This is a genomic window from Streptomyces sp. NPDC038200, assembly GCF_055600785.1.
In genome coordinates, this window is sequence record NZ_JBVJYH010000005.1 from 388115 (window position 1) to 407115 (window position 19001).

At 73.8% G+C, this 19001-nt stretch carries 18 protein-coding genes; 6 read left to right on the forward strand and 12 right to left on the reverse strand.

The window, feature by feature from the left end; genetic code table 11:
• Positions 1-6: 6 nt before the first annotated feature.
• The 8 genes from ACZ7KF_RS14010 to ACZ7KF_RS14045 all read right to left on the reverse strand — a co-directional run bounded on the left by ACZ7KF_RS14010 (position 7) and on the right by ACZ7KF_RS14045 (position 9641).
• On the reverse strand, positions 7-1395 hold the full coding sequence (locus tag ACZ7KF_RS14010; RefSeq protein WP_471073174.1) for an aldehyde dehydrogenase family protein: 1389 nt from the start codon (positions 1393-1395) through the stop codon (positions 7-9).
• 153 nt (positions 1396-1548) lie between these two features.
• Positions 1549-2208 carry a class F sortase gene (locus tag ACZ7KF_RS14015; protein WP_471073176.1) on the reverse strand — a complete coding sequence of 220 codons (660 nt, stop codon included), beginning with the start codon at positions 2206-2208 and terminating at the stop codon, positions 1549-1551.
• Positions 2195-2899, reverse strand: coding sequence for a hypothetical protein (locus ACZ7KF_RS14020; RefSeq protein ID WP_471073179.1), 705 nt, complete (start codon positions 2897-2899; stop codon positions 2195-2197). The genes ACZ7KF_RS14015 and ACZ7KF_RS14020 overlap by 14 nt, the downstream gene beginning before the upstream one ends.
• Positions 2900-3001: 102 nt before the next feature.
• Complete coding sequence (locus ACZ7KF_RS14025; RefSeq protein ID WP_471073182.1) at positions 3002-4240, reverse strand: MFS transporter; 1239 nt, start codon at positions 4238-4240, stop codon at positions 3002-3004.
• 25 nt (positions 4241-4265) lie between these two features.
• Positions 4266-5702: a CitMHS family transporter gene (locus ACZ7KF_RS14030; protein ID WP_471073184.1), complete on the reverse strand. Its 1437-nt coding sequence runs from the start codon at positions 5700-5702 to the stop codon at positions 4266-4268.
• Positions 5703-5826: 124 nt separating this feature from the next.
• On the reverse strand, positions 5827-8067 hold the full coding sequence (locus ACZ7KF_RS14035) for a molybdopterin oxidoreductase family protein (RefSeq protein ID WP_471073187.1): 2241 nt from the start codon (positions 8065-8067) through the stop codon (positions 5827-5829).
• A gap of 272 nt (positions 8068-8339) precedes the next feature.
• Entirely contained in the window at positions 8340-8957 is a 618-nt protein-coding gene (locus ACZ7KF_RS14040) for a TetR/AcrR family transcriptional regulator (protein ID WP_471073190.1), read from the reverse strand.
• A gap of 81 nt (positions 8958-9038) precedes the next feature.
• Entirely contained in the window at positions 9039-9641 is a 603-nt protein-coding gene (locus ACZ7KF_RS14045) for a hypothetical protein (RefSeq protein ID WP_471073193.1), read from the reverse strand.
• 152 nt (positions 9642-9793) lie between these two features.
• Between ACZ7KF_RS14045 and hmgA the strand changes: the two genes are divergently transcribed.
• The 3 genes from hmgA to ACZ7KF_RS14060 all read left to right on the forward strand — a co-directional run bounded on the left by hmgA (position 9794) and on the right by ACZ7KF_RS14060 (position 13303).
• The gene (hmgA, locus tag ACZ7KF_RS14050) at positions 9794-11128 is read left to right on the forward strand and encodes a homogentisate 1,2-dioxygenase (protein WP_471073196.1); all 1335 of its coding nucleotides are present in this window, start codon (positions 9794-9796) and stop codon (positions 11126-11128) included.
• Between the two features lie 46 nt (positions 11129-11174).
• On the forward strand, positions 11175-11921 hold the full coding sequence (locus tag ACZ7KF_RS14055; RefSeq protein WP_471073199.1) for a GntR family transcriptional regulator: 747 nt from the start codon (positions 11175-11177) through the stop codon (positions 11919-11921).
• A 227-nt stretch (positions 11922-12148) separates the two neighbouring features.
• Positions 12149-13303 carry a type ISP restriction/modification enzyme gene (locus ACZ7KF_RS14060; RefSeq protein WP_471073202.1) on the forward strand — a complete coding sequence of 385 codons (1155 nt, stop codon included), beginning with the start codon at positions 12149-12151 and terminating at the stop codon, positions 13301-13303.
• 69 nt (positions 13304-13372) lie between these two features.
• Here ACZ7KF_RS14060 and ACZ7KF_RS14065 read toward each other — a convergent pair whose 3' ends face one another.
• On the reverse strand, positions 13373-14083 hold the full coding sequence (locus ACZ7KF_RS14065; RefSeq protein WP_471073205.1) for a TetR/AcrR family transcriptional regulator: 711 nt from the start codon (positions 14081-14083) through the stop codon (positions 13373-13375).
• A gap of 63 nt (positions 14084-14146) precedes the next feature.
• Between ACZ7KF_RS14065 and ACZ7KF_RS14070 the strand changes: the two genes are divergently transcribed.
• The 3 genes from ACZ7KF_RS14070 to ACZ7KF_RS14080 are packed head-to-tail and all read left to right on the forward strand — an operon-like array spanning position 14147 to position 17134.
• Complete coding sequence (locus ACZ7KF_RS14070; RefSeq protein WP_471073208.1) at positions 14147-15103, forward strand: ATP-binding cassette domain-containing protein; 957 nt, start codon at positions 14147-14149, stop codon at positions 15101-15103.
• On the forward strand, positions 15100-15879 hold the full coding sequence (locus tag ACZ7KF_RS14075; protein ID WP_471073211.1) for an ABC transporter permease: 780 nt from the start codon (positions 15100-15102) through the stop codon (positions 15877-15879). The genes ACZ7KF_RS14070 and ACZ7KF_RS14075 overlap by 4 nt, the downstream gene beginning before the upstream one ends.
• Positions 15880-15937: 58 nt before the next feature.
• The gene (locus ACZ7KF_RS14080) at positions 15938-17134 is read left to right on the forward strand and encodes a CaiB/BaiF CoA transferase family protein (protein WP_471073411.1); all 1197 of its coding nucleotides are present in this window, start codon (positions 15938-15940) and stop codon (positions 17132-17134) included.
• Positions 17135-17196: 62 nt separating this feature from the next.
• Here the strand turns inward: ACZ7KF_RS14080 and ACZ7KF_RS14085 are convergent, their stop codons facing one another.
• From ACZ7KF_RS14085 to ACZ7KF_RS14095, 3 genes are all read right to left on the reverse strand, one after another.
• Positions 17197-17466, reverse strand: coding sequence for a hypothetical protein (locus ACZ7KF_RS14085; RefSeq protein WP_471073214.1), 270 nt, complete (start codon positions 17464-17466; stop codon positions 17197-17199).
• A 125-nt stretch (positions 17467-17591) separates the two neighbouring features.
• Positions 17592-18440, reverse strand: coding sequence for an anti-sigma factor (locus ACZ7KF_RS14090; RefSeq protein WP_471073217.1), 849 nt, complete (start codon positions 18438-18440; stop codon positions 17592-17594).
• Complete coding sequence (locus ACZ7KF_RS14095; protein WP_365705236.1) at positions 18437-18979, reverse strand: sigma-70 family RNA polymerase sigma factor; 543 nt, start codon at positions 18977-18979, stop codon at positions 18437-18439. Before ACZ7KF_RS14095 ends, ACZ7KF_RS14090 begins: the two co-directional genes overlap by 4 nt.
• Positions 18980-19001: the final 22 nt, after the last annotated feature.

Consider the following 19001-nt stretch of genomic DNA (forward strand, 5'->3'; position numbering starts at 1 on the left):
ACTTCCTTAGAACTGGAGGGACTTGGTCTGGAGGTACTCGGCGAGGCCGTGCGTGCCGAGTTCCCGGCCGACGCCGGACTGCTTGTAACCGCCGAAGGGCGCGAGGGGGTTGAACCGGCCGCCGTTGATGTCGACCTGGCCGGTGTCCATGCGGCGGGCGAAGGCCACCGCCTCGGCCTCGTCGGCGGCCCACACGGCGCCCGCGAGGCCGTACACCGTGCCGTTGGCGATGCGCAGGGCGTCGTCCTCGTCGTCGTACCGCAGGATCGACAGGACGGGGCCGAAGATCTCCTCCTGGGCGATCGTCATCTCCGGGGTGACGTCGGCGAAGACGGTGGGGCTGACGAAGTAGCCCTTCTCGCGCGGGGATTCGGGGCCGCCCGCGACCAGCCGGGCGCCCTCGGCGATGCCCTTCTCGATGTAGCCGCGCACCCGGGCCTGCTGCTTGGCGCTGACCACCGGGCCGATGCGGTCGCCGTACTTGGCGGCGGCGGCACGGGCCAGCTCGACGGCCTCGTCGTACCGGTCGCGGTGGACCAGCATGCGGGTCCAGGCACTGCACGTCTGGCCGGAGTTGGACATCACGTTGGCGACGCCGACGTTGACGGCCTTGGCGAGGTCGGCGCTCGGCAGGATCACGTTGGCGGACTTGCCGCCCAGTTCCAGGGCGACCTTCTTCACGGCCGCGCCGGCCACCGCGCCGATCCGCCTGCCGACCGCCGTGGAGCCGGTGAAGGAGACCAGGTCCACGCCCGGGTGTTCGGCGAGGGCCTGTCCGGCGACCGGGCCGAGGCCGGTGACCAGGTTGAACACGCCCGCGGGCAGACCGGCCTCGTGCACCGCCTCGGCGAACAGCTGGGCGGTGAGCGGGGTGTCCTCGGCGGGCTTGAGGACGATCGTGCAGCCCGCGGCGAGGGCCGGGGCGACCTTGGCGACGATCTGGTGGAGGGGGTAGTTCCAGGGGGTGATCGCGCCGACCACGCCGATCGGCTCGTGCAGGACGGTGGAGTTGCCGACCTTCTCCTCGAAGGGGTGGGTCGCGGCCAGCCCGGCGTAGGAGCCCGCGACCGCGATCGGTACGCCGGCGTGCACGGCCTGGGAGAACTGCAGGGGGGAGCCCAGTTCGGCGGTGACCGTCTCGGCGATCTCGTCCTTGCGGGCCACGAGGGCGTCCCGGAGGGCGGTCAGGCGGGCGGCGCGCTCGGCCGGGGGTGTGGCGGCCCAGCCGGGCAGGGCGGCGCGCGCGGCCCGTACGGCGGTGTCGACGTCCAGCGCCCCGCCCGCCGGGACCCGGCCGATGACCTGCTCGCCGACGGGGTCGACGACCTCGATCACGTCCCTGCTCTCGGCGGGGCGCCAGGCGCCGTCGATGTACAGGCCGTCGTGTGCCTTCATGCTGTTCCTCCCGGCGGGTCCGCGTCGTCCGGCACACAAACTAGCGATGATAGTTTTCGTGCGCCAGACATTCCTGGGTCGCAGCCGTACCAGGACATCATGACGAGCGGGCCGGCCGGTGCGGGCGGGGAGCCCCTCCGGCCGGCCCGTGGGTCATCTCGTCGCGGTGAGATGGGCGAAGACCACCACATTGCTGGTGTAACCGGTCCGCCGGCTGAACAGGCCACCACAGGTGATCACCCGCAGCTCCGGGCGCCCGGCCGAGCCGTACACCTCCTTGTCGGGGAAACCGGTCTTGTCGAAGACCTTGACCCGGTCCACGGAGTAGACGGCGGTACGCCCGTCCGCTCGCGCGACCTCGATGTGCTTGCCGGGCTGGATCTGGGCGAGCCCTGCGAACACGGCGGATCCGGTCGTGGTGTCGCGGTGTCCGACGGCGACCGCGGTGCCGTTCTCCCCCGGTGTGGGGCCGCCCTGGTACCAGCCGACCAGCCGGGGCCTGTCGACGGGCGGTGTCTCCAACTGCCGGTTCCGGTCGAGCCGGAGCGGGATGATCGGGGCGTCGACCCCCAGGAAGGGCACGCGGAAGGACGTCGGCCGGGAACGGGGCAGCGGGCGGGGCGGCGGCGTCGGAGGGGCGGAGCCCGGGGAACCGGACCCCTGCCCGCCCGCGCGGCCGGCCGCGGCCGGCCCGCCCGTCGGCCCGCAGTGCGACACCACCGTCACCAGGACGACCGCCAGTACGGCCGTCCTGGCGAGCCGGTAGGCACGGGTCCGGTACCAGGGCCTGCGTCGGTGCCTACGCGGCACCATGGGGCCGCCGGCGGATCAGCCGGAAGTACACGACACCGCTGACGGCCACCAGACCCACGGCCGCCGCGGCGGCCACCGGGGAGTACGCGGCGGCCGTGTCGATGAGACCACCGCCGCCCGCGTGCACACCGCCCTTCGGACCGTCGTGGTCGCCGCCGCCCTGACCGCCCTGGCCGCCCTGGCCCCAGCCCCCGTCGTCCTGCTGCTGGTCGGCGATCTGCCCGTTCGGGCCGTGCTCCCCCTCCACCCGGCCGTCGTGGCAGTTGACGCGGAAGACCTTCTCCTTCAGCGCCGGGGGTGTCCCCACGGTCCAGCTGATCTTGTACTGCCCGTCCGCCAGCCCCAGCGGGTCGGTGTGCCCCGCACCGGCGGCGAGCTGGATGACACCGGTCACGGTGGCCGCCGTGGGCAGCGGGGGCTGGGGCGTGATGGTGTAGGCGATGCTGGGGAGCGAGTCGAAGTTGACGGCCTCGAGGAAGAACTTGCAGACCACCGGATCGTCCTTCGCCGATCCGATGAACGACGGCGGGTTGGTCGAGCGGGCGTTGTGGATCCTGATGTCACCGTTCTCCCCCTGGGCGACCGCGCTCGGCGCCGCCACCCATGATGCGCCGGCCGCTGCGAGGGCGGTGAGGACGACAGTGGCGCCCGCGCGAGGGCCGACGGCGCGTGGGAGTGTCAGGGTCGGCATGCGCAATCCTCCGAGTTCAGACGATTTTCATACAAATCGCTCTTTCGCCTGGACTCTCCGTCATGGGCCGCGCGACCCCCGGCAGCGACGCCCGGCGCGCCGTCAGATATCGCTCGTGCGGCGCAATCCCGCACGCCTCGGTCCCTCGGGCACCGCCCCGTCGGGCACCTCGCGGGGACTGGCCGGCGACCGCAGCGCGACCCCCGACGACACCAGCAGCAGGGCACCCAGCATCACGAACGGCGCCGCCACCCCCGCCAGCCCGGCCACCAGACCCGCGGCGGCCGGCGCGGCGACCTGGCCGAGCCGGTTGCCGGTCAGCCGCAGGGCGAGCGCGGTGGAGCGGGCCTCCGCGGGGGCGGCCTGCACCACCGTCGTCATCGACAGCGGCTGGCCCACCCCCAGACAGAAGCCCAGGACCGTGAGCATCACGCCGAGCGCCCACACCGGCACCGGCAGCGCGACCCCCGCGCACAGCAGGCCCCCCAGCAGGCAGGTCACGGTGAGCAGCGCGGGCCGGCCGAGCAGCCGGAGCAGCGGGGTGAGGACGAGCCGGCAGGCGATGGTGGCGCCGGCCCGGAGGCCGAGCAGGACGCCGATCACCGAGGGGGCGATGCCCCGGTGCTCGCCGACCACCGGGAGGTAGGCGGTGAGGACGTCCGTCGCGGACAGCACCGACAGGCTGATCAGCATGCCCGCGGGCACGCCCCGGGCGCGCAGGATGCCGGCGACCGGCACGCGTGCGCCCTGCCGCGGGCCGGTGCCGACGGCCGTACGGTCCTCGATGCGCCACAGCGAGGTGAACGCGACCGCCGCGCCCGCGCCCGCGGTGCCCAGCGCGAGGGCGCTGCCGTGTGCCATGTCGGGGCCGCCGATGAGGGCGCCCGCGGCCACGGGTCCGACGAGCTGGCCCAGCGAGGCGCCGATGGTGAAGTGGCCGAAGTTGCGGTCCTGCTCGTGGGGCGCGGACTGGCGGGCCACCAGCGACTGGGCGCCGATCACGAAGCAGAGGTGGCCGAGCCCCATCACCCCGCTCCACAGGGCCATCGCCCACAGGGAGTCCACGACCGCGCTCAGGACACAGCCGCCGGCGATGAGGACCACGCCCGCCGGGAGCAGGGGCGCGCAGCGGCCGTGGTCGGTGCGCCGGCCGAGCGGTACGGCGGCGAACAGCGGCAGCAGGGCGTACACGCCGGCGATGACGCCCACCGCCCGTTCGTCGGCACCCAGCGCGAGGGCCCGGTAGGAGACGGCGGGCCGGGCCATCGACACCGCCCCCTGCGCGCAGCCGAAGGCGATGACGAGGCGGAGCAGCCAGCCGCGGTTCCCACCGGGCGCCATGACGCGAGTCCTTTCCGAAGGGTGCTCAGATGATGCCGAACAGGAGCCCCGCGCCGAGGACCACCAGGGAGGTGAGCGCGGCCCACTTGACCACGAACCGGGTGTGGTCGCCGAACTCGACCCCGGCCATGCCGACCAGGACGTAGACGGCGGGGACGAGCGGGCTGGACATGTGCAGGGGCTGGCCGATGATCGAGGCGCGGGCGATCTCCAGCGAGGAGACGCCGTGCGCCTGGCCCGCCTCGGCGAGCACCGGCAGGACGCCGAAGTAGAAGCCGTCGTTGGACATGAAGTAGGTGAGCGGGATGCTCAGCACGCCGGTGACCAAGGCCATGTGGGGGCCCATGCCGTCGGGGATGTTGTCCACCAGCCAGGTGGCCATGTGGTCGACCATGCCGGTGCCCTGCAGGACGCCGGTGAAGACGGCGGCGGCGAACACCATGCCGGAGACGTTGAGGACGTTCTCCGCGTGGGCGGCGATGCGGGCCTTCTGGTCCGGCATGTGCGGGAAGTTGACGGTGAGGGCGAGGGCCGCGCCGAGCAGGAAGAGCACCGGGATCGGGAGCCACTCCATGATCATGGCGGTGAGCAGGACGACCGTGAGCAGCGCGTTGAACCAGTACAGCTTCGGGCGCAGGGTGGGCCGGTCCGGGTCCAGGCCCTGGAAGCCCTCCTCCTCGGCCGCCTCGGGCTCGTCGGAGGCGGCGTCCGCACCGGAACCGGACCCGCCGGTGCCGGTCGCGCCCTCGCCGGAGCCGGCGCCGCCGGCCTTCGCGGCCTCCGTGCCGGGACCGGAGCCGACGAGCACCGTCTCGGTCTCCTCCACCAGCACCTCGTCCAGGGTGAGCACGCCGAGCCGCTTGCGCTCGCGGCGGCCGAGGACGTAGGCGAGGGCGAGGACGAACAGCAGGCCCATGGCGAGGGCCGGGATCATCGGTACGAAGATGTCGCTCGCGTCCAGCTTCAGGGCGGTGGCGGCCCGGGCGGTGGGGCCGCCCCAGGGCAGCGTGTTCATCACGCCGTTGGCCATGGCGGCGACGCCGGTCATGACGACCAGGGACATCTTCAGGCGCTTGTACAGCGGGTACATCGCCGAGACGGTGATCATGAAGGTGGTGGAGCCGTCGCCGTCCAGGGAGACGATCGCGGCGAGCACCGCCGTACCGAGCACGATGCGCAGCGGGTCGGCCTTGCAGAACCTCAGGATGCCCCGCACGATCGGGTCGAAGAGGCCGACGTCGATCATCACACCGAAGTAGACGATCGCGAACATGAGCATCGCCGCGGTGGGGGCGAGGCCGGTGACGCCGTCGATGACGTAGTCGCCGAGCTTGGCGCCCTTGCCCACGAACACGCAGAAGAGCGCGGGGATGAGCACGAGCGCCGCGATCGGCGACATCTTCTTCAGCATGATCAGGACCAGGAAGGTCGCGATCATGGCGAAGCCGAGGATGGTCAGCATGAATGGTTACCTAACGTTCGCCCTTGAACATCCCACCTGGGGGTCGGCGGTGCGATGACGTTAGGTCCGTTCAAATGGCGTTAACAAGATGTTGACGCGCGAGCAATAAGCGCAAAAGTCCTGGTCACGGCTGTGCGAGGGGTACGACCAGCTCGACGGGGACGCCATTGAGCACCGCGTTGCCCGAGAGCGGGTCGAGCAGGCTGCCGTCGAGCAGCTGGTTCACGTTGACACCGGGATCCGTGGCGGCGTGGCTCAGCCGGGTGCCGGGGCGGTCGTGGCCCCAGCCGTGCGGCAGGCTCACCACGCCGGGCCGGACCCCGTCGGTGATCTCGGCGGGGGCGACCACCTCTCCCCCGGCGCCCTTGACGCGTACGTCGGCGCCGTCCACGACCCCGAGGCGGACGGCGTCCTCGGGATGGATGTGCACGGTGCAGCGGTTGCTGCCGCCGGTGAGGGCGGGCACGTTGTGCATCCAGCTGTTGTTGGAGCGCAGATGGCGGCGGCCGACGAGGACGAGACCCGCGGGCCGTTCGCGCAGGGCCGCGCGGAGCCGGGGCAGGTCGCCGGCGATCGGCCCGGGCAGCAGCTCGACCTTGCCGCTGCGGGTGCGGAGCGGCTGCGGCAGGCGCGGGCGCAGCGGGCCGAGGTCGATGCCGTGCGGGTGGGCGAGCAGCTTCTCCAGGGTGAGCCCGTCGGGGCGGGCGCCGAAGCCGTCGCCGTACGGGCCGAGGCGCAGCATCATGTCGAGCCGCCGTTCGGGGCCGTTGTCGCCGGAGAGCTGGGCGGCGAGGGCCTGCGGGTCCCGGCCGTGCACCGGCGAGTGCGCGTCCTGGACGGCCTTGCCGAGGGTCTGGTCGACGACCAGGGCGTCGACGGCGGCCGGATCGGTGCCGTGCATCCCCGTGGCCGCGAGGACCAGTCGGGCGAGGATCTCGCTCTCCGCCATCCGGCCGGGCTCCAGCGGGACCGCGGGGCGGGTGTAGCGGACCTGGTTGCGGACGGCGAGGGTGTTGAAGGCGAAGTCGTGGTGCGGGCTCTGGGCGGGCGGGGGCGGGGGCAGGACGACGTGGGCGTGGCGCGAGGTCTCGTTCAGGTACGGGTCGACGCTGACCATGAAGTCCAGGGAGTCCAGGGCCTTGTCGAGCCGGTCGCCGTCGGGCGCGGAGAGCACGGGGTTGGCGGCGACGGCGATCAGCGCGCGGACCGGGGTGCCCTCGTCGGTCGCGGTGTCGATCTCCTCGGCGAGCGCGGCGAGCGGCAACTCCCCCTTCGCCTCGGGGTGCCCGCTGACCCGGGAGTGCCAGCGGCCGAGCGCGAAGCCGCGGCCGGGGCCCGCCGGGCGGGGCGTCCTGTCGGTGGCGGCCTGCGGGAACAGGGCACCGCCGGGCCGGTCCAGGTTTCCGGTGAGGATGTTGAGGACGTCGACCAGCCAGCTGGCCAGGGTGCCGTGCGGGACGGTGCAGCTGCCGATGCGGGCGTAGACGGCGGCCGCGGGGGCGGCGGCGAGTTCGCGGGCGAGGGTGCGGATCTCGTCGGCGTCCAGGTCGCAGGCCGGGGCCACGGCCTCGGGGGTGAAGTCGTCCATCGCGTGCCGGAGTTCGTCGATGCCCTGGACGTGCGGGGCCAGGTCCTTGAGGTCGACCAGGTCCTCCGCGAAGAGGGTGTGCGCCATGGCCGCGAGCAGCAGGGCGTCGGTGCCGGGGCGGATCGCCAGGTGCCGGTCGGCGAGCCGGGCGGTGCGGGTGCGGCGCGGGTCCACGACGGTGAGCCGGCCGCCGCGGGCCTTGAGGGCCTTGAGCCTGCCGGGGAAGTCGGGCGCGGTGCACAGACTGCCGTTGGACTCCAGGGGGTTGGCGCCGATGAGCAGCAGATGGCCGGTGTGGTCGAGGTCCGGCACCGGGATGGCGTTCGCGTCGCCGAACAGCAGCCCGCTGGAGACGTGCTTGGGCATCTGGTCGACCGTGGACGCGGTGAACAGGCTGCGGGTGCGCAGGGCACCGAGCAGGACCTGCGGGTAGAGGGCGCCCGCCATGGTGTGCACGTTGGGGTTGCCGAGGACCACGCCGACGGCGTCCGGGCCGTACCGCTCCACGACCGGGCGCAGGCCGGCGGCGACCGCGTCGAAGGCCTCGTCCCAGGTGGCCTCGCGCAGCGCGCCGTCCGTGCGGACGAGCGGGGTGCGCAGCCGGTCGGGGTCGCCGTCGACGGCGCCGAAGGAGGCGCCCTTGGGGCAGATGAACCCCTTGCTGAAGACGTCCTCCCGGTCACCGCGGGCGCCGGTGACGCGCGTGCCCTCGATGGTGAGGGTGAGCCCGCAGGTGGCCTCGCACAGGGGGCAGATTCGCAGGGCGGTGCGGGACACGGGTCCTCCCGGAGGGTCGGCGGCGGGGTCGCCCGTGACCGCGAAGGCGCGGCGGAGGTCTCCGCGGCACGGACCGACTCGGGCGAGCATACCGACCGGTATGCACGCTGGGGAGCCCTTCGCCCGGGACCGTTTTCCGCGGGCCCGGGTGAGCCCGTCCGGGGACTACGGACGGGATCGTTCAGGCGGCCCGCGGACGCGACCCTGCAGAGGCCCCCGGACGGGACCCACGGAATCCGCGACGGGACCGTTCACCGGGCCCCGCGGACGCCTCAGTCGAGCACGCGCCCCAGATAGGCCCGCAGCAGTTCCCGGGTCTCGGCGATGATCGCCTCGTCCCCCTGGGGATCCAGGCGGAAGGCCAGCTGGACGAGGGTGTCGGCGCTCTCCACGGCGACCAGGAAGGCCCGCCGCAGGTCCCCGTCCGGGGTGCGGGTGAGATAGCCGGCGAGCAGCTCGGTGAGCCGGTCCGCGACCCGGGTGTTGGGCTCGGAGTGGCGGGAGCCGACGGGGATCTGGTTGCCGAAGTCGACCAGGGAGAAGCCGGGCGCGGTGCGCTTCATGGCGAGGTACTCGTCCAGGACGGCGTCCATGGCGGCCCGCCAGTCCCCCTTGCCGGCCCCCTTCAGCCGCTCGGTGACGCGCTCGACGTACCACTCCAGGTTGCGCTGGGCGAGGGCGTCGGCCATCTCCCGCTTGTTGCCGAAGAACCGGTAGACCGAGCCGATGGGGACGCCGGCGCGCTGGGCGACCGCGCGGGTGCTCAGGGCGTCGTAGCCGACCTCGTCGAGGAGTTCGGCGCAGGCGTCCAGGATCCTGGTCAGCCGTTCTGCGCTGCGTCGCTGGACGGGCGCGCGGCGGAGCGATGTCGCGTGGGGCACGGGCTTCATGATGCCTTTCCGCCGGGGTCCGGTGAACCTCGTCCCCCAGTACGGTGACGGATGCCCCTTGCACTCATGTTCCGGCCGCGGTCATGCACCGGTGGCGGGGGACCCGGTTCCGGCCGTCGGCCGCGCCGCGTCCGCCCCGGCGCCGGACACCGTCGCATCGGAGGCCGGCGCGCCGGACACCGTGGCGTCGGACACCGTGATGTCGGCGGTGCTCTCGACCGGTCTGCCCTGCACGGCCCACACCGTGCCGTCGTCGGCGTACAGCCGGGCGGTGACCCGGTGGGTGCCGTGCGGGACGAGGCCGGCGGCCAGGTGGAACACGGGGGTGCGCAGCCGGGCGACCCGGTGGCCGTCGACGAAGAGGTGGGCCAGACCACGGCCGAGGACGGCGGCCGGCCGGGTACCGGACGGGGAGCAGCGGAAGTGGCGGAAGGCCAGCCGGACGTCCCAGCCCCCGGCGGAGTCCGGGACGACCTCGACGGCGACCTCGGGGGCGTCCTTCCGGGGCACCTCGCGCAGGTTGCGGCCGGTCTCGTCGGTGTCGTCCAGCACCTTTCCCACGGGTGAGGGCGCGACCGTGTCCCCGTGCGCCTCGCCGGTCGCGCAGGCCGACGCCCCGAACGGCAGCAGGACGCACACCGCGAGCGCGGCGAGAGTCCCACGCGTCCACTTCGTCCACGACATGACGGGGAGCGTATGCCGACGGACCGGCATCCCGGATCCCCCTGAAGTCTGGTTCCCGCCCTCCCCCGGCGGGAGGACGCCGGGACCCCCTTGCGCGGGACCCCACTCATTCCTACGGTGTTGCATAGGAATCGGAAGCGCAAGGAGCGATCATGAGCGGGGACGCACGGAAGACCGCCGAGGGGCTGTCGTATCTGACCGGGTTCGGCAACGAGCACGCCTCGGAGGCGGTGCCGGGCGCCCTGCCCGAGGGCCGCAACTCACCGCAGCGGGCACCGCTCGGCCTGTACGCCGAGCAGCTGAGCGGTACGGCGTTCACCGAACCGCGGGCGCACAACCGGCGTTCCTGGCTCTACCGCATCCGCCCCTCGGCCGCGCATCCGGCGTTCACCCGCGCCGACAACGGCGCGCTGCGCACGGCTCCCTTCACCGAGACGGCGGCCGACCCCAACCGGCTGCGCTGGAATCCGCTGCCGGAGCCGCCGGCCGGCACCGACTTCCTCGGCGGCCTGTGGACGCTGGGCGGCAACGGTGACGCGACCCAGCGCACCGGCATGGCGGTGCACCTCTACCACGCCAACGCCTCGATGGAGCGGGTCTTCTCCGACGCCGACGGAGAACTGCTGATCGTGCCCGAGCGCGGCGGACTGCTGCTGCACACCGAGTTCGGCCGGCTCCCTGTGGAGCCCGCGCAGGTGGCGTTGATCCCGCGGGGGGTGCGCTTCCGTGTGGAGCTGCTCGACACCGCGCCGGAGGACGGCCGGAGCCCGACCGCGCGCGGCTACGTGTGCGAGAACTACGGGGCGCCGTTCCGGCTGCCCGACCTCGGGCCGATCGGCGCCAACGGGCTCGCGAACGCCCGGGACTTCCGGGCGCCGGTCGCCGCGTACGAGGACACCGAGGGCCCGGTGGAGGTGGTGAACAAGTTCTGCGGCAACCTCTGGACGGCGACCTACGACCACAGCCCCCTGGACGTGGTCGCCTGGCACGGCAACTATGTGCCGTACGTCTACGACCTGCGCCGTTTCAATGTGATCGGCACCATCTCGTACGACCACCCGGACCCCTCCATCTTCACCGTCCTGACCTCTCCGTCGGACACCCCGGGCCTGGCCGGCGTGGACTTCGTGGTCTTCGCGCCGCGTTGGCTGGTGGGCGAGGACACCTTCCGGCCGCCGTACTTCCACCGGAACGTGATGAGCGAGTACATGGGCCTGATCGAGGGCGCGTACGACGCCAAGGCGGAGGGCTTCGTGCCCGGCGGCGGCTCGCTGCACAACATGATGTCGGCGCACGGCCCGGACCGGGAGACCTTCGACCGGGCGAGCGCGGCCGAGCTGAAGCCGCAGAAGATCGACGACGGGCTGGCCTTCATGTTCGAGACCCGCTGGCCGGTGACCCTCACCGAGCACGCGGCCCGCGCGGACCACCTCCAGCAGCGCTACGACGACGTGTGGCAGGGGCTGGAGCGCCACTTCCGGGGGTGACCGCCGCCGTTGCGCCGAACGTTCTTCGCCAGGTACGGATAGCCGCGTGACCTCCTTCGCTCCGGATTCGATCGTCCTGAACCGCAAGCTGCCGCTGTGGTACCAGGTGTCGCAGTCGCTGCGCGCCTCGATACTCGGCCGCTCCCCGGCGGACCCGCTGCGTCTGCCCACCGAGGAGCAGTTGGCGGAGCACTACGGCGTGAGCGTGCTGACCATGCGGCAGGCACTGAAGGAGCTGGAGGACGAGGGGCTCATCAGCCGGCACCGGCGGCGCGGCACGTTCATCGAGCCCGGGGTCCGGCGCGGGGCGCCGGTGCGGCTGCTGGGCTCGGTGGACGCGATCGTCGCCCAGCAGTCCGGGATGACGACCGAACTGCTGGACCACGGCCGGGCGCCGGTGCCGGCCGGGCTCGCCGAGTACTTCCCGGACCTCACGGAGGTGGCGGCGTACCACCGCCTGCGCAGCGACGAGAAGACCGGCGAGCCGACCAACCACGCCGTCAACCACGTCCGTCCCGAACTGGCGGACCGCATCGACCCGGACGACCTGCTGCGATGGCCGATGACGAAGGTGCTGCGGGACGTGGTGCGGGCGGACATCAGCCGGATCACGGACACCGTGGAGGCGCGGCTCGCCGACCCCGAGACGGCACGTCTGCTCCAGGTCCCGCTGCTCAGCCCGATCCTGCACTACACGGGCGTCACCTACGACACGGCGGGCCGGGTGCTGGACGTGGCGGTCATCCACTACCGGGGCGACCGCTTCTCGTTCACCGTCACGCTGGACGCGTAGCCGCTCCCCCGCGGCGGGCCGAGGGGCCGCCGGTCGCCCGCGAGTGCCCGGGTGCCCGGGGGCCGCCGGTCGCCCGCGCGTGCCCGGGGGACGCCGGTCCGCGGGGCCGGGGGCCGCCGGTCATCCGCGGGACCGTGGGGGCCGGTCGCGTCCGCGCGGCGGGGCCGCATGCCGTGCACGCGACCTCGCGCCACTTCGGGGCCCTCGCCGCAAGGCGCTGTCGTACCATGCCGAGCGTGACGCACGACGACGCTCCGCCGCTGGCGGACCTCATGCCGTGGTCCGTCGCACCTCTGCGGCCGGGCCGCGCCTGGCCTACGGCACCCGATCCGGTCACGCTGAAGGCCCGCTGGGACGCCCTGCTGAAGGCCGAGGGGGCGGACCGGGAGGTCCTGTTCGAGCCGACCCGGGCGCGTACGCTCCGGTCGGCGGTGGGTCAGCTGCCCGGCCGGTCCACCGGCACGCGGCGGCTCGCGCGCGCCGAGGGCCCCTGCGCGGAGCCGGTGCGGGTGCTGACCGCCCCGTTCGACGAGCAGTGGCTGATCCCGGACCACCGGCTGATCGACGCGGCCCGCCCGGAGCTGTGGCGGGTGGCGGACGCCCACCAGGTCTTCACGGTCGAGACGGGTGACGCGGACGCTCCGCTGCTGGCGACCGCGCTCCTGCCCACGCTGCGCACCGGCCGGGTCCGCCCGCTCTACCGCCGCCCCGACGGCACGGAACCGAACCTGGCCCCCGGCCTGCTGGACCATCTGGCGGCCCGTCTGGGCGCCCGCCCCACGGCCCTCGACACGCTGGCCTGGATCCTGGCGGCGGCCCGCCCGGACCTCACCGTGCCGCTCACCGACGACCCCGGGCTGTGGGCGTCCGGCGTGGACCTGGGCCGCCGGACGCTGCGGCTGATGCGCCGCGGCGGGGAACGCCCCAAGCTGCCGGGCGGTCGCCGCCCCTACGTCCGCGCTCCGCTGCCCGCCCGTCCGCTCGCGCTGCGCTACGACCGCGACGAGGAAACCCTGTACCTGGACGAGGGCCGCATCTCCCCCGTGCCGCCCGCGGCCTGGGACCACGAGGTGGCCGGGGCCCGGGTCCTGGAGACGTGGTTCGCGGCCCGGACCGCGCCGGCCGAGCCGGGCACGCTCGCCGCGATCCGCCCGGCGACCTGGCCGCAGACCTGGACGTCGGAACTGCTGGAGCTGATCACGGTCCTGGCCCTGCTGGCGGAACTGCGGCCGCTGCGCGCCGACCTGCGGGTGACGTCACCGGTGGCGGCGGCCGACCTGCGGCGGGCGGGCGTCCTGCCGGTGCCGGGGGCGTCCCGCCGCCCCGCGTCCGTCCTGGACCACCACGAGGAGGGCCCGGAGGGGCAGTTCGCGCTGCTCTAGCCCGCCCGCCGGCGCGGCCCGGCCGGCCGGGGCGCACCGGGCCGGGGCCCGCCCGCGGCGGTCACCCGGTCAGCGCGGCGCGAACGCGTCGACGACCCGTGCCACCGCCCGCTCGAACACCGCCTCCAGATCGATCGGCCCGGCGTCCTCCATGAACGCCGCCGCCATGCGCGGGTACGCGCCGGTGCCGATCCGGCTGCCCAGGTAGGCCATCCGGACCTCGTTCTCCTCGGCCTCCGACCACGGCAGGGCACGGACCCGCTCGGCGGTGTCGAGTTCGTTGCGGACGTAGGTGGTGACCATGCCGTTCAGCATCGCGATGAGTTCCAGCTTGGTGCCGTACGGCGCGTCCAGCGGGTCCAGGCAGGCCAGGCAGTGCTCCAGATAGCGCAGGGCGTGCGGACTGAAGCCGTAGACGGGGGACATCAGGCGCGGCATCCAGGGGTGGCGGCGCATCAGCGCGCGGGTCTGGTGCGCGACCCGGCGCAGATCGGCCCGCCAGTCGCCGCCGGGTTCCCACAGCTCGTGCTCCGCGCTGACCGCGTCCACCATCAGCTCGTACAGGTCCTCCTTGCGGGGGACGTAGTTGTACAGCGACATGGTGCCGCAGCCCAGCTCGGTCGCGACGTGCCGCATCGACACCGCGTCGAGCCCCTGCGCGTCGGCGATCCGGACGGCCGCGGCGGCGACGTCGTCGCGCGTGTACGCCGGCTTCGGGCCCCGGCCCGTGCGCTCGGGCCGGGCCCAGATCACCTCGGGGACGGCCCCTCGGACTGCCATCGGTCATCACCTCGGCCACCATCCTAGTTACGTACACCGTACGTAGTGCGATATGGTCCCCGCATGACTACTACGTACGCCGTACTTAGTGAGGGTCTGGAGAAGCGCTTCGGCGCCGTGCACGCCCTGCGGGGGCTGGAGCTGGCGGTCCCCGAGGGCACGGTCTGCGGGCTGCTGGGGCCGAACGGGGCGGGGAAGACGACGGCGGTGCGGCTGCTGAGCACGCTGCTGCGCCCCGACGCGGGTTCGGCACGGGTGGCCGGGTGCGATCTCGTCCGCGAGGCGGCGGCCGTCCGGCGCCGGATCGGGGTCACCGGACAGTACGCCTCGGTCGACGGGGACCTCACCGGCCGGGAGAACCTCCGGCTGTTCGCCCGGCTGCACCGGGTGCGCGGACCGGCCGCCCGCGCGGACGAGCTGCTGGAACGCTTCGGCCTGACCGAGGCCGCGGACCGCAGGGCGTCGGCCTACTCGGGCGGCATGCGGCGCCGGCTCGACCTCGCCGCTAGCCTGATCCGCCGCCCCGACGTGCTCTTCCTGGACGAGCCGACCACGGGACTCGACCCGGCCAGCCGCGCGCGCATCTGGCAGGCGGTGCGCGAGCTGAGGACGGACGGCACGACGGTGCTGCTGACCACGCAGTACCTGGAGGAGGCGGACCGACTCGCCGACCACATCGCCCTGGTGGACCGGGGGCGGGTCGCCCACACCGGATCGCCCGCCGGACTGAAGGCGCTCATCGGGTCGTACGTGGAGGCGGTGGTCGCCGACGCGGGCGCGCTGACCCGGGCGGCGGCCGTGCTCGACCGGCTGACCGGCCGGGAGCCCGTGTTCGACCGCGAGCGCAACGCCGTCGGCGCGGTCACCACCGACCCGACCCTGACCCTGCCCCGCCTGGTGCGCGAACTCGACGCGTCCGGGGTGCCGCTGCTGGACGCGGGCATCCGGCCGCCCACCCTCGACGACGTCTTCCTGCGGCTCACCGGGGAGACCACCGACAGCGAGGAGCGAGTGGCATGAGCGCGCTGGCGCACGACGGCCTGGCGATGACGGGCCGGCAGCTGCGCCGGGTCCGCAACAACCCGGGCCTGGCGATCCTGACCCAGCTGATGCCGGTCAACATGCTGCTGTTCTTCGGCTATGTGTTCGGCAGCGCACTGGCGATGCCCGGCCGCGACTACCGCTCCTTCCTGGTGCCCGGCCTGCTCGTCGCCACCGCCGCCGGCGGGCTGATGACCGGCATGTTCCAGGCCGCCCAGGACACCCACCGGGGCGTGGCGGACCGGTTCCGCAGCATGCCGGTGAGCCGGGCCGCCGTCCCGCTCGGACAGGCCCTCGCGGACCTCGTCGTCACGAGTCTCGGAACGGTGCCGCTGCTGCTGGTCGGCCTCGCGGTGGGCTGGCGGATCGAGGGGAGCGCGGCCGGGGCGGCCGGTGCCGTGGGGCTGCTGCTGCTCTTCCGGTTCGCCTGCACCTGCGCCGGGATCCTCCTGGGCCTGCTCACCCGCAGCGAAGAGGCCGCCGGGCAGCTGGGCGCCTCCTCCTTCGTGCTGCCGCTGCTGTCGAACGCGTACATCCCGACGGACAACCTGCCGGGCTGGCTGCGCACGCTCGCCGAGTGGAACCCGATCAGCGCGGTGACCACCGCCCTGCGCGACCTCTTCGGCAACGCGCCCGTCCCTGCGGGCGCCGCCTGGCCGGTGGCGCACCCGGTCGCCGGGTCGCTCGCCTGGTGCCTGGTCCTGACCGCGGTGTTCCTGCCGCTCGCGGTGAGCCGGTACACACGGGCCGAGTGATCGGCCCCTCCTGACAAGGCCGCCGCTCAGGGGCCATGATCCGGTCATGGATCAGCCGATGGACCAGCAGCCCCTGCCCCTGGAGGGCATCACCGTCGTCGCCGTCGAACAGGCCGTGTCCGCGCCCTTCGCGACCCGGCAGCTCGCCGACCTGGGCGCCCGGGTCATCAAGGTGGAGCGGGTCGACGGCGGTGACTTCGCGCGCGGCTACGACACGGCGGCCCGCGGACTCGCCTCGCACTTCGTGTGGTGCAACCGCGGCAAGGAGTCCCTCGCGCTGGACCTGAAGGACCCGCGCGGCCTGGACGTCGTACGGCGGCTGGTCGCGGACGCGGACGTGTTCGTGCAGAACCTCGCGCACGGCGCGGCGGCCCGGCTCGGCCTGGACGCGGCCACCCTGTGCGCCGCGCACCCGCGCCTGATCGCCGTGGACATCTCGGGCTACGGCGGCTCGGGACCGTACGCGGACAAGCGGGCGTACGACATGCTCGTGCAGTGCGAGGCGGGCCTGGTGTCGGTGACCGGGACGCCGGAACAGCCGGTGAAGGCGGGCATCCCGGCGGCGGACATCGCAGCGGCCATGTACGCGTTCTCCGGGGTGCTGGCCGCGCTCGTGCGACGCGGCACGACCGGGCGGGGCGGCCCGGTGGAGGTGTCCATGCTGGAGGCGCTCGCCGAATGGCTGGGGCATCCGCTGCACCACGCGATGCACGGCGGCGAACCACCGGCCCGCACCGGCCTCGCGCACGCCGTGATCGCACCGTACGACGCCTATCCGACGGCGGACGGCGGACGGGTGCTGCTGTCCGTGCAGAACGACCGGGAGTGGCGGCGGCTGGCCGAGCAGGTCATGGGCCGCCCCGAACTGGCCTCGGACCCGGCGTACGCGACCAATGCCGCGCGAGTGGCCCACCGGGAGCGGACCGACGCCCTGGTCGCGGGGGCGCTGCGGCTGCTGGACGCGCCGGAGGCACTGGCCCGGCTGGAGAAGGCCGGTATCGCCTGTGCCCGGCTGCGGGACCTGCACGAACTGGCGGGGCATCCACAGCTGGCGGCCCGGGAGCGGTGGCGTCAGGTGGGATCGCCGGCCGGGCCGCTGACGGCGCTGCTGCCTCCCATCACGCTGCCGGGCGGGGACGAGGCGCGGATGGGTGACGTGCCCGCGCTCGGGCAGCACACCGGAGCGCTGCTGCGTGCCGTGGGGATGACGGACGACGAGATCGCAGCGCTACGCCGGGACGGTGTGGCGGCCTGAGCGCGGGCGTCCGCGCGCGGTGGCCGCGGCGAAGGCCGTTCGGTGACCCGCTCGCGTGCCGGTCAGTGACCGCCGAACAGCGAGCGGCGCAGCCGGCGCAGCGGCGCGAAGAGGGAGACACGGCTGACCCGCGTACCCCGGTCGCTGCGCTCGTGCACGGCGTCACGCGCCGTCAGCTCGCGCATCAGCGACGTCGCCTCGATCGTCTCCCGCTGCGGTATGGCGGGGCCACCCAGCACCGAAAGATGGCGGTCGAGACGCGAACTGGTCGCGCTGCTCCCGCAGGTGATGGCAGGGACCCTCGCCCTGCTGCGCATCGTTATCTGATCCATGTCACTCCCCACCCGTACGAGTCACCCGGCCCGGGCAGGGTAACCCTATCGCCCCGGGGCGGCACGCGTGTATCTCGGCCACAGGATTCACCTTCCCCATAAGGGTGTTGACCATCCCTCTTTGACTACTCTCCGAATCCGACCGATTTCAGGGTGAGTTGGACAATGGGCTGGCCCGTGGGCTGCGCTGAGCCACCGTCAGGCTCGACGGTTACGGCGAGTGACGTCGAGGAGGTGTCGATGCCCTTGGCGACCAGAGGCGTGTCGCCCGTGAGGAGGCCGAGGGAGCGCGGTTGCACGCGGGGGCGCATGAGCCAGAGCTGGTGGACGCGCCCGCCGGGCGGCGTGCCGTATCCGCTGAGGGTGACGACGGCTTCCCGCTCGGAGGCGGAGGCGATCACTCCGATACTGCGGCCCCGCGCGTCCGCGCCGCGCGCGGCGCGGGCGTCGGGCGCGGCCAGAACGTGGGCGATCTCACGTGCCCGGACCTGTTCGGCGGCGAGCCGGTCCCCGGTGCGGTGTGCCTGGACGGCGAACAGGGAGGCGACGACGAGGGCCGCGGCGGCCGTGGCCGTGGCGAAGGGGACGAAGAGGGGGCGGGTCCGGGGCGTACGGGTGTGTCCCGGCGGGGGCTGGGTGCCCCAGACGTGCGGCGGCAGCCGGCGCGTGCCCTCCCGGGTCGGCGCCGGGTCCGGTCCGACGGCGCGACCGCCGGCGGGGGCCCGCTCCTGCGGGGTGGTGCGCACGGCGGCCAGCACCCGGTCGCGCAGGGCGGCGGGCGCGGGGGCCGCGGCGGAGAAGGCGAGGCGGACCGCGTCCTCGGCCAGGTCCCGCACCTCGGCGGCGCAGCGGTCGCAGCCCGCCAGATGCTTCTCGAAGCGGCGCCGCTCGCCCGGGTCGAGGGCGTCCAGCGCGTAGGGCGCGGCGAGGGAATGCGGGTCCTCCCCGCGCAGCAGCCTGCCGAGGATGCTCATGCGGCGCCTCCCAGGCACTGGCGCAGCCGGGTGAGTCCGTCGCGCATCCGCGTCTTGACCGTACCGAGCGGCAGCGAGAGCCGTTCGGCCACCTCACGGTAGGTGTAGCCGTCGTAGTAGGCCAGGGTCACCGACTGGCGCTGCAGGGCCGTGAGCCGGTTCAGGCAGCGGCGCACCCACTCGCGTTCCAGGCCGGCCTCGACCTCCTCGGCGACCTGGTCGAACGCGGGTTCCCCGGCGCGCAGGGCCTCGCGCTGCTCGCGCTCCCCGGCCGCGCGGGCGCTGCGCACCCGGTCGACGGCACGGCGGTGGGCGAGGGTGAGGATCCAGGACAGGGCGCTGCCCCGGCCGGGGTCGAACCGGGCGGCGGAGCGCCACAGTTCGAGCAGTACCTCCTGGGCGACCTCCTCGGACTGGGCGGGGTCGCGCACCACCCGTCGTACGAGCCCGTACACGGGTCCGGACACCAGTCCGTACAGCTCCTCGAACGCTCTCTGGTCGCCGCCGGCCACGAGCACCAGCAGCTCGTCCGCCTGCATGCCGGCCCCCTCTCCGTGGCCG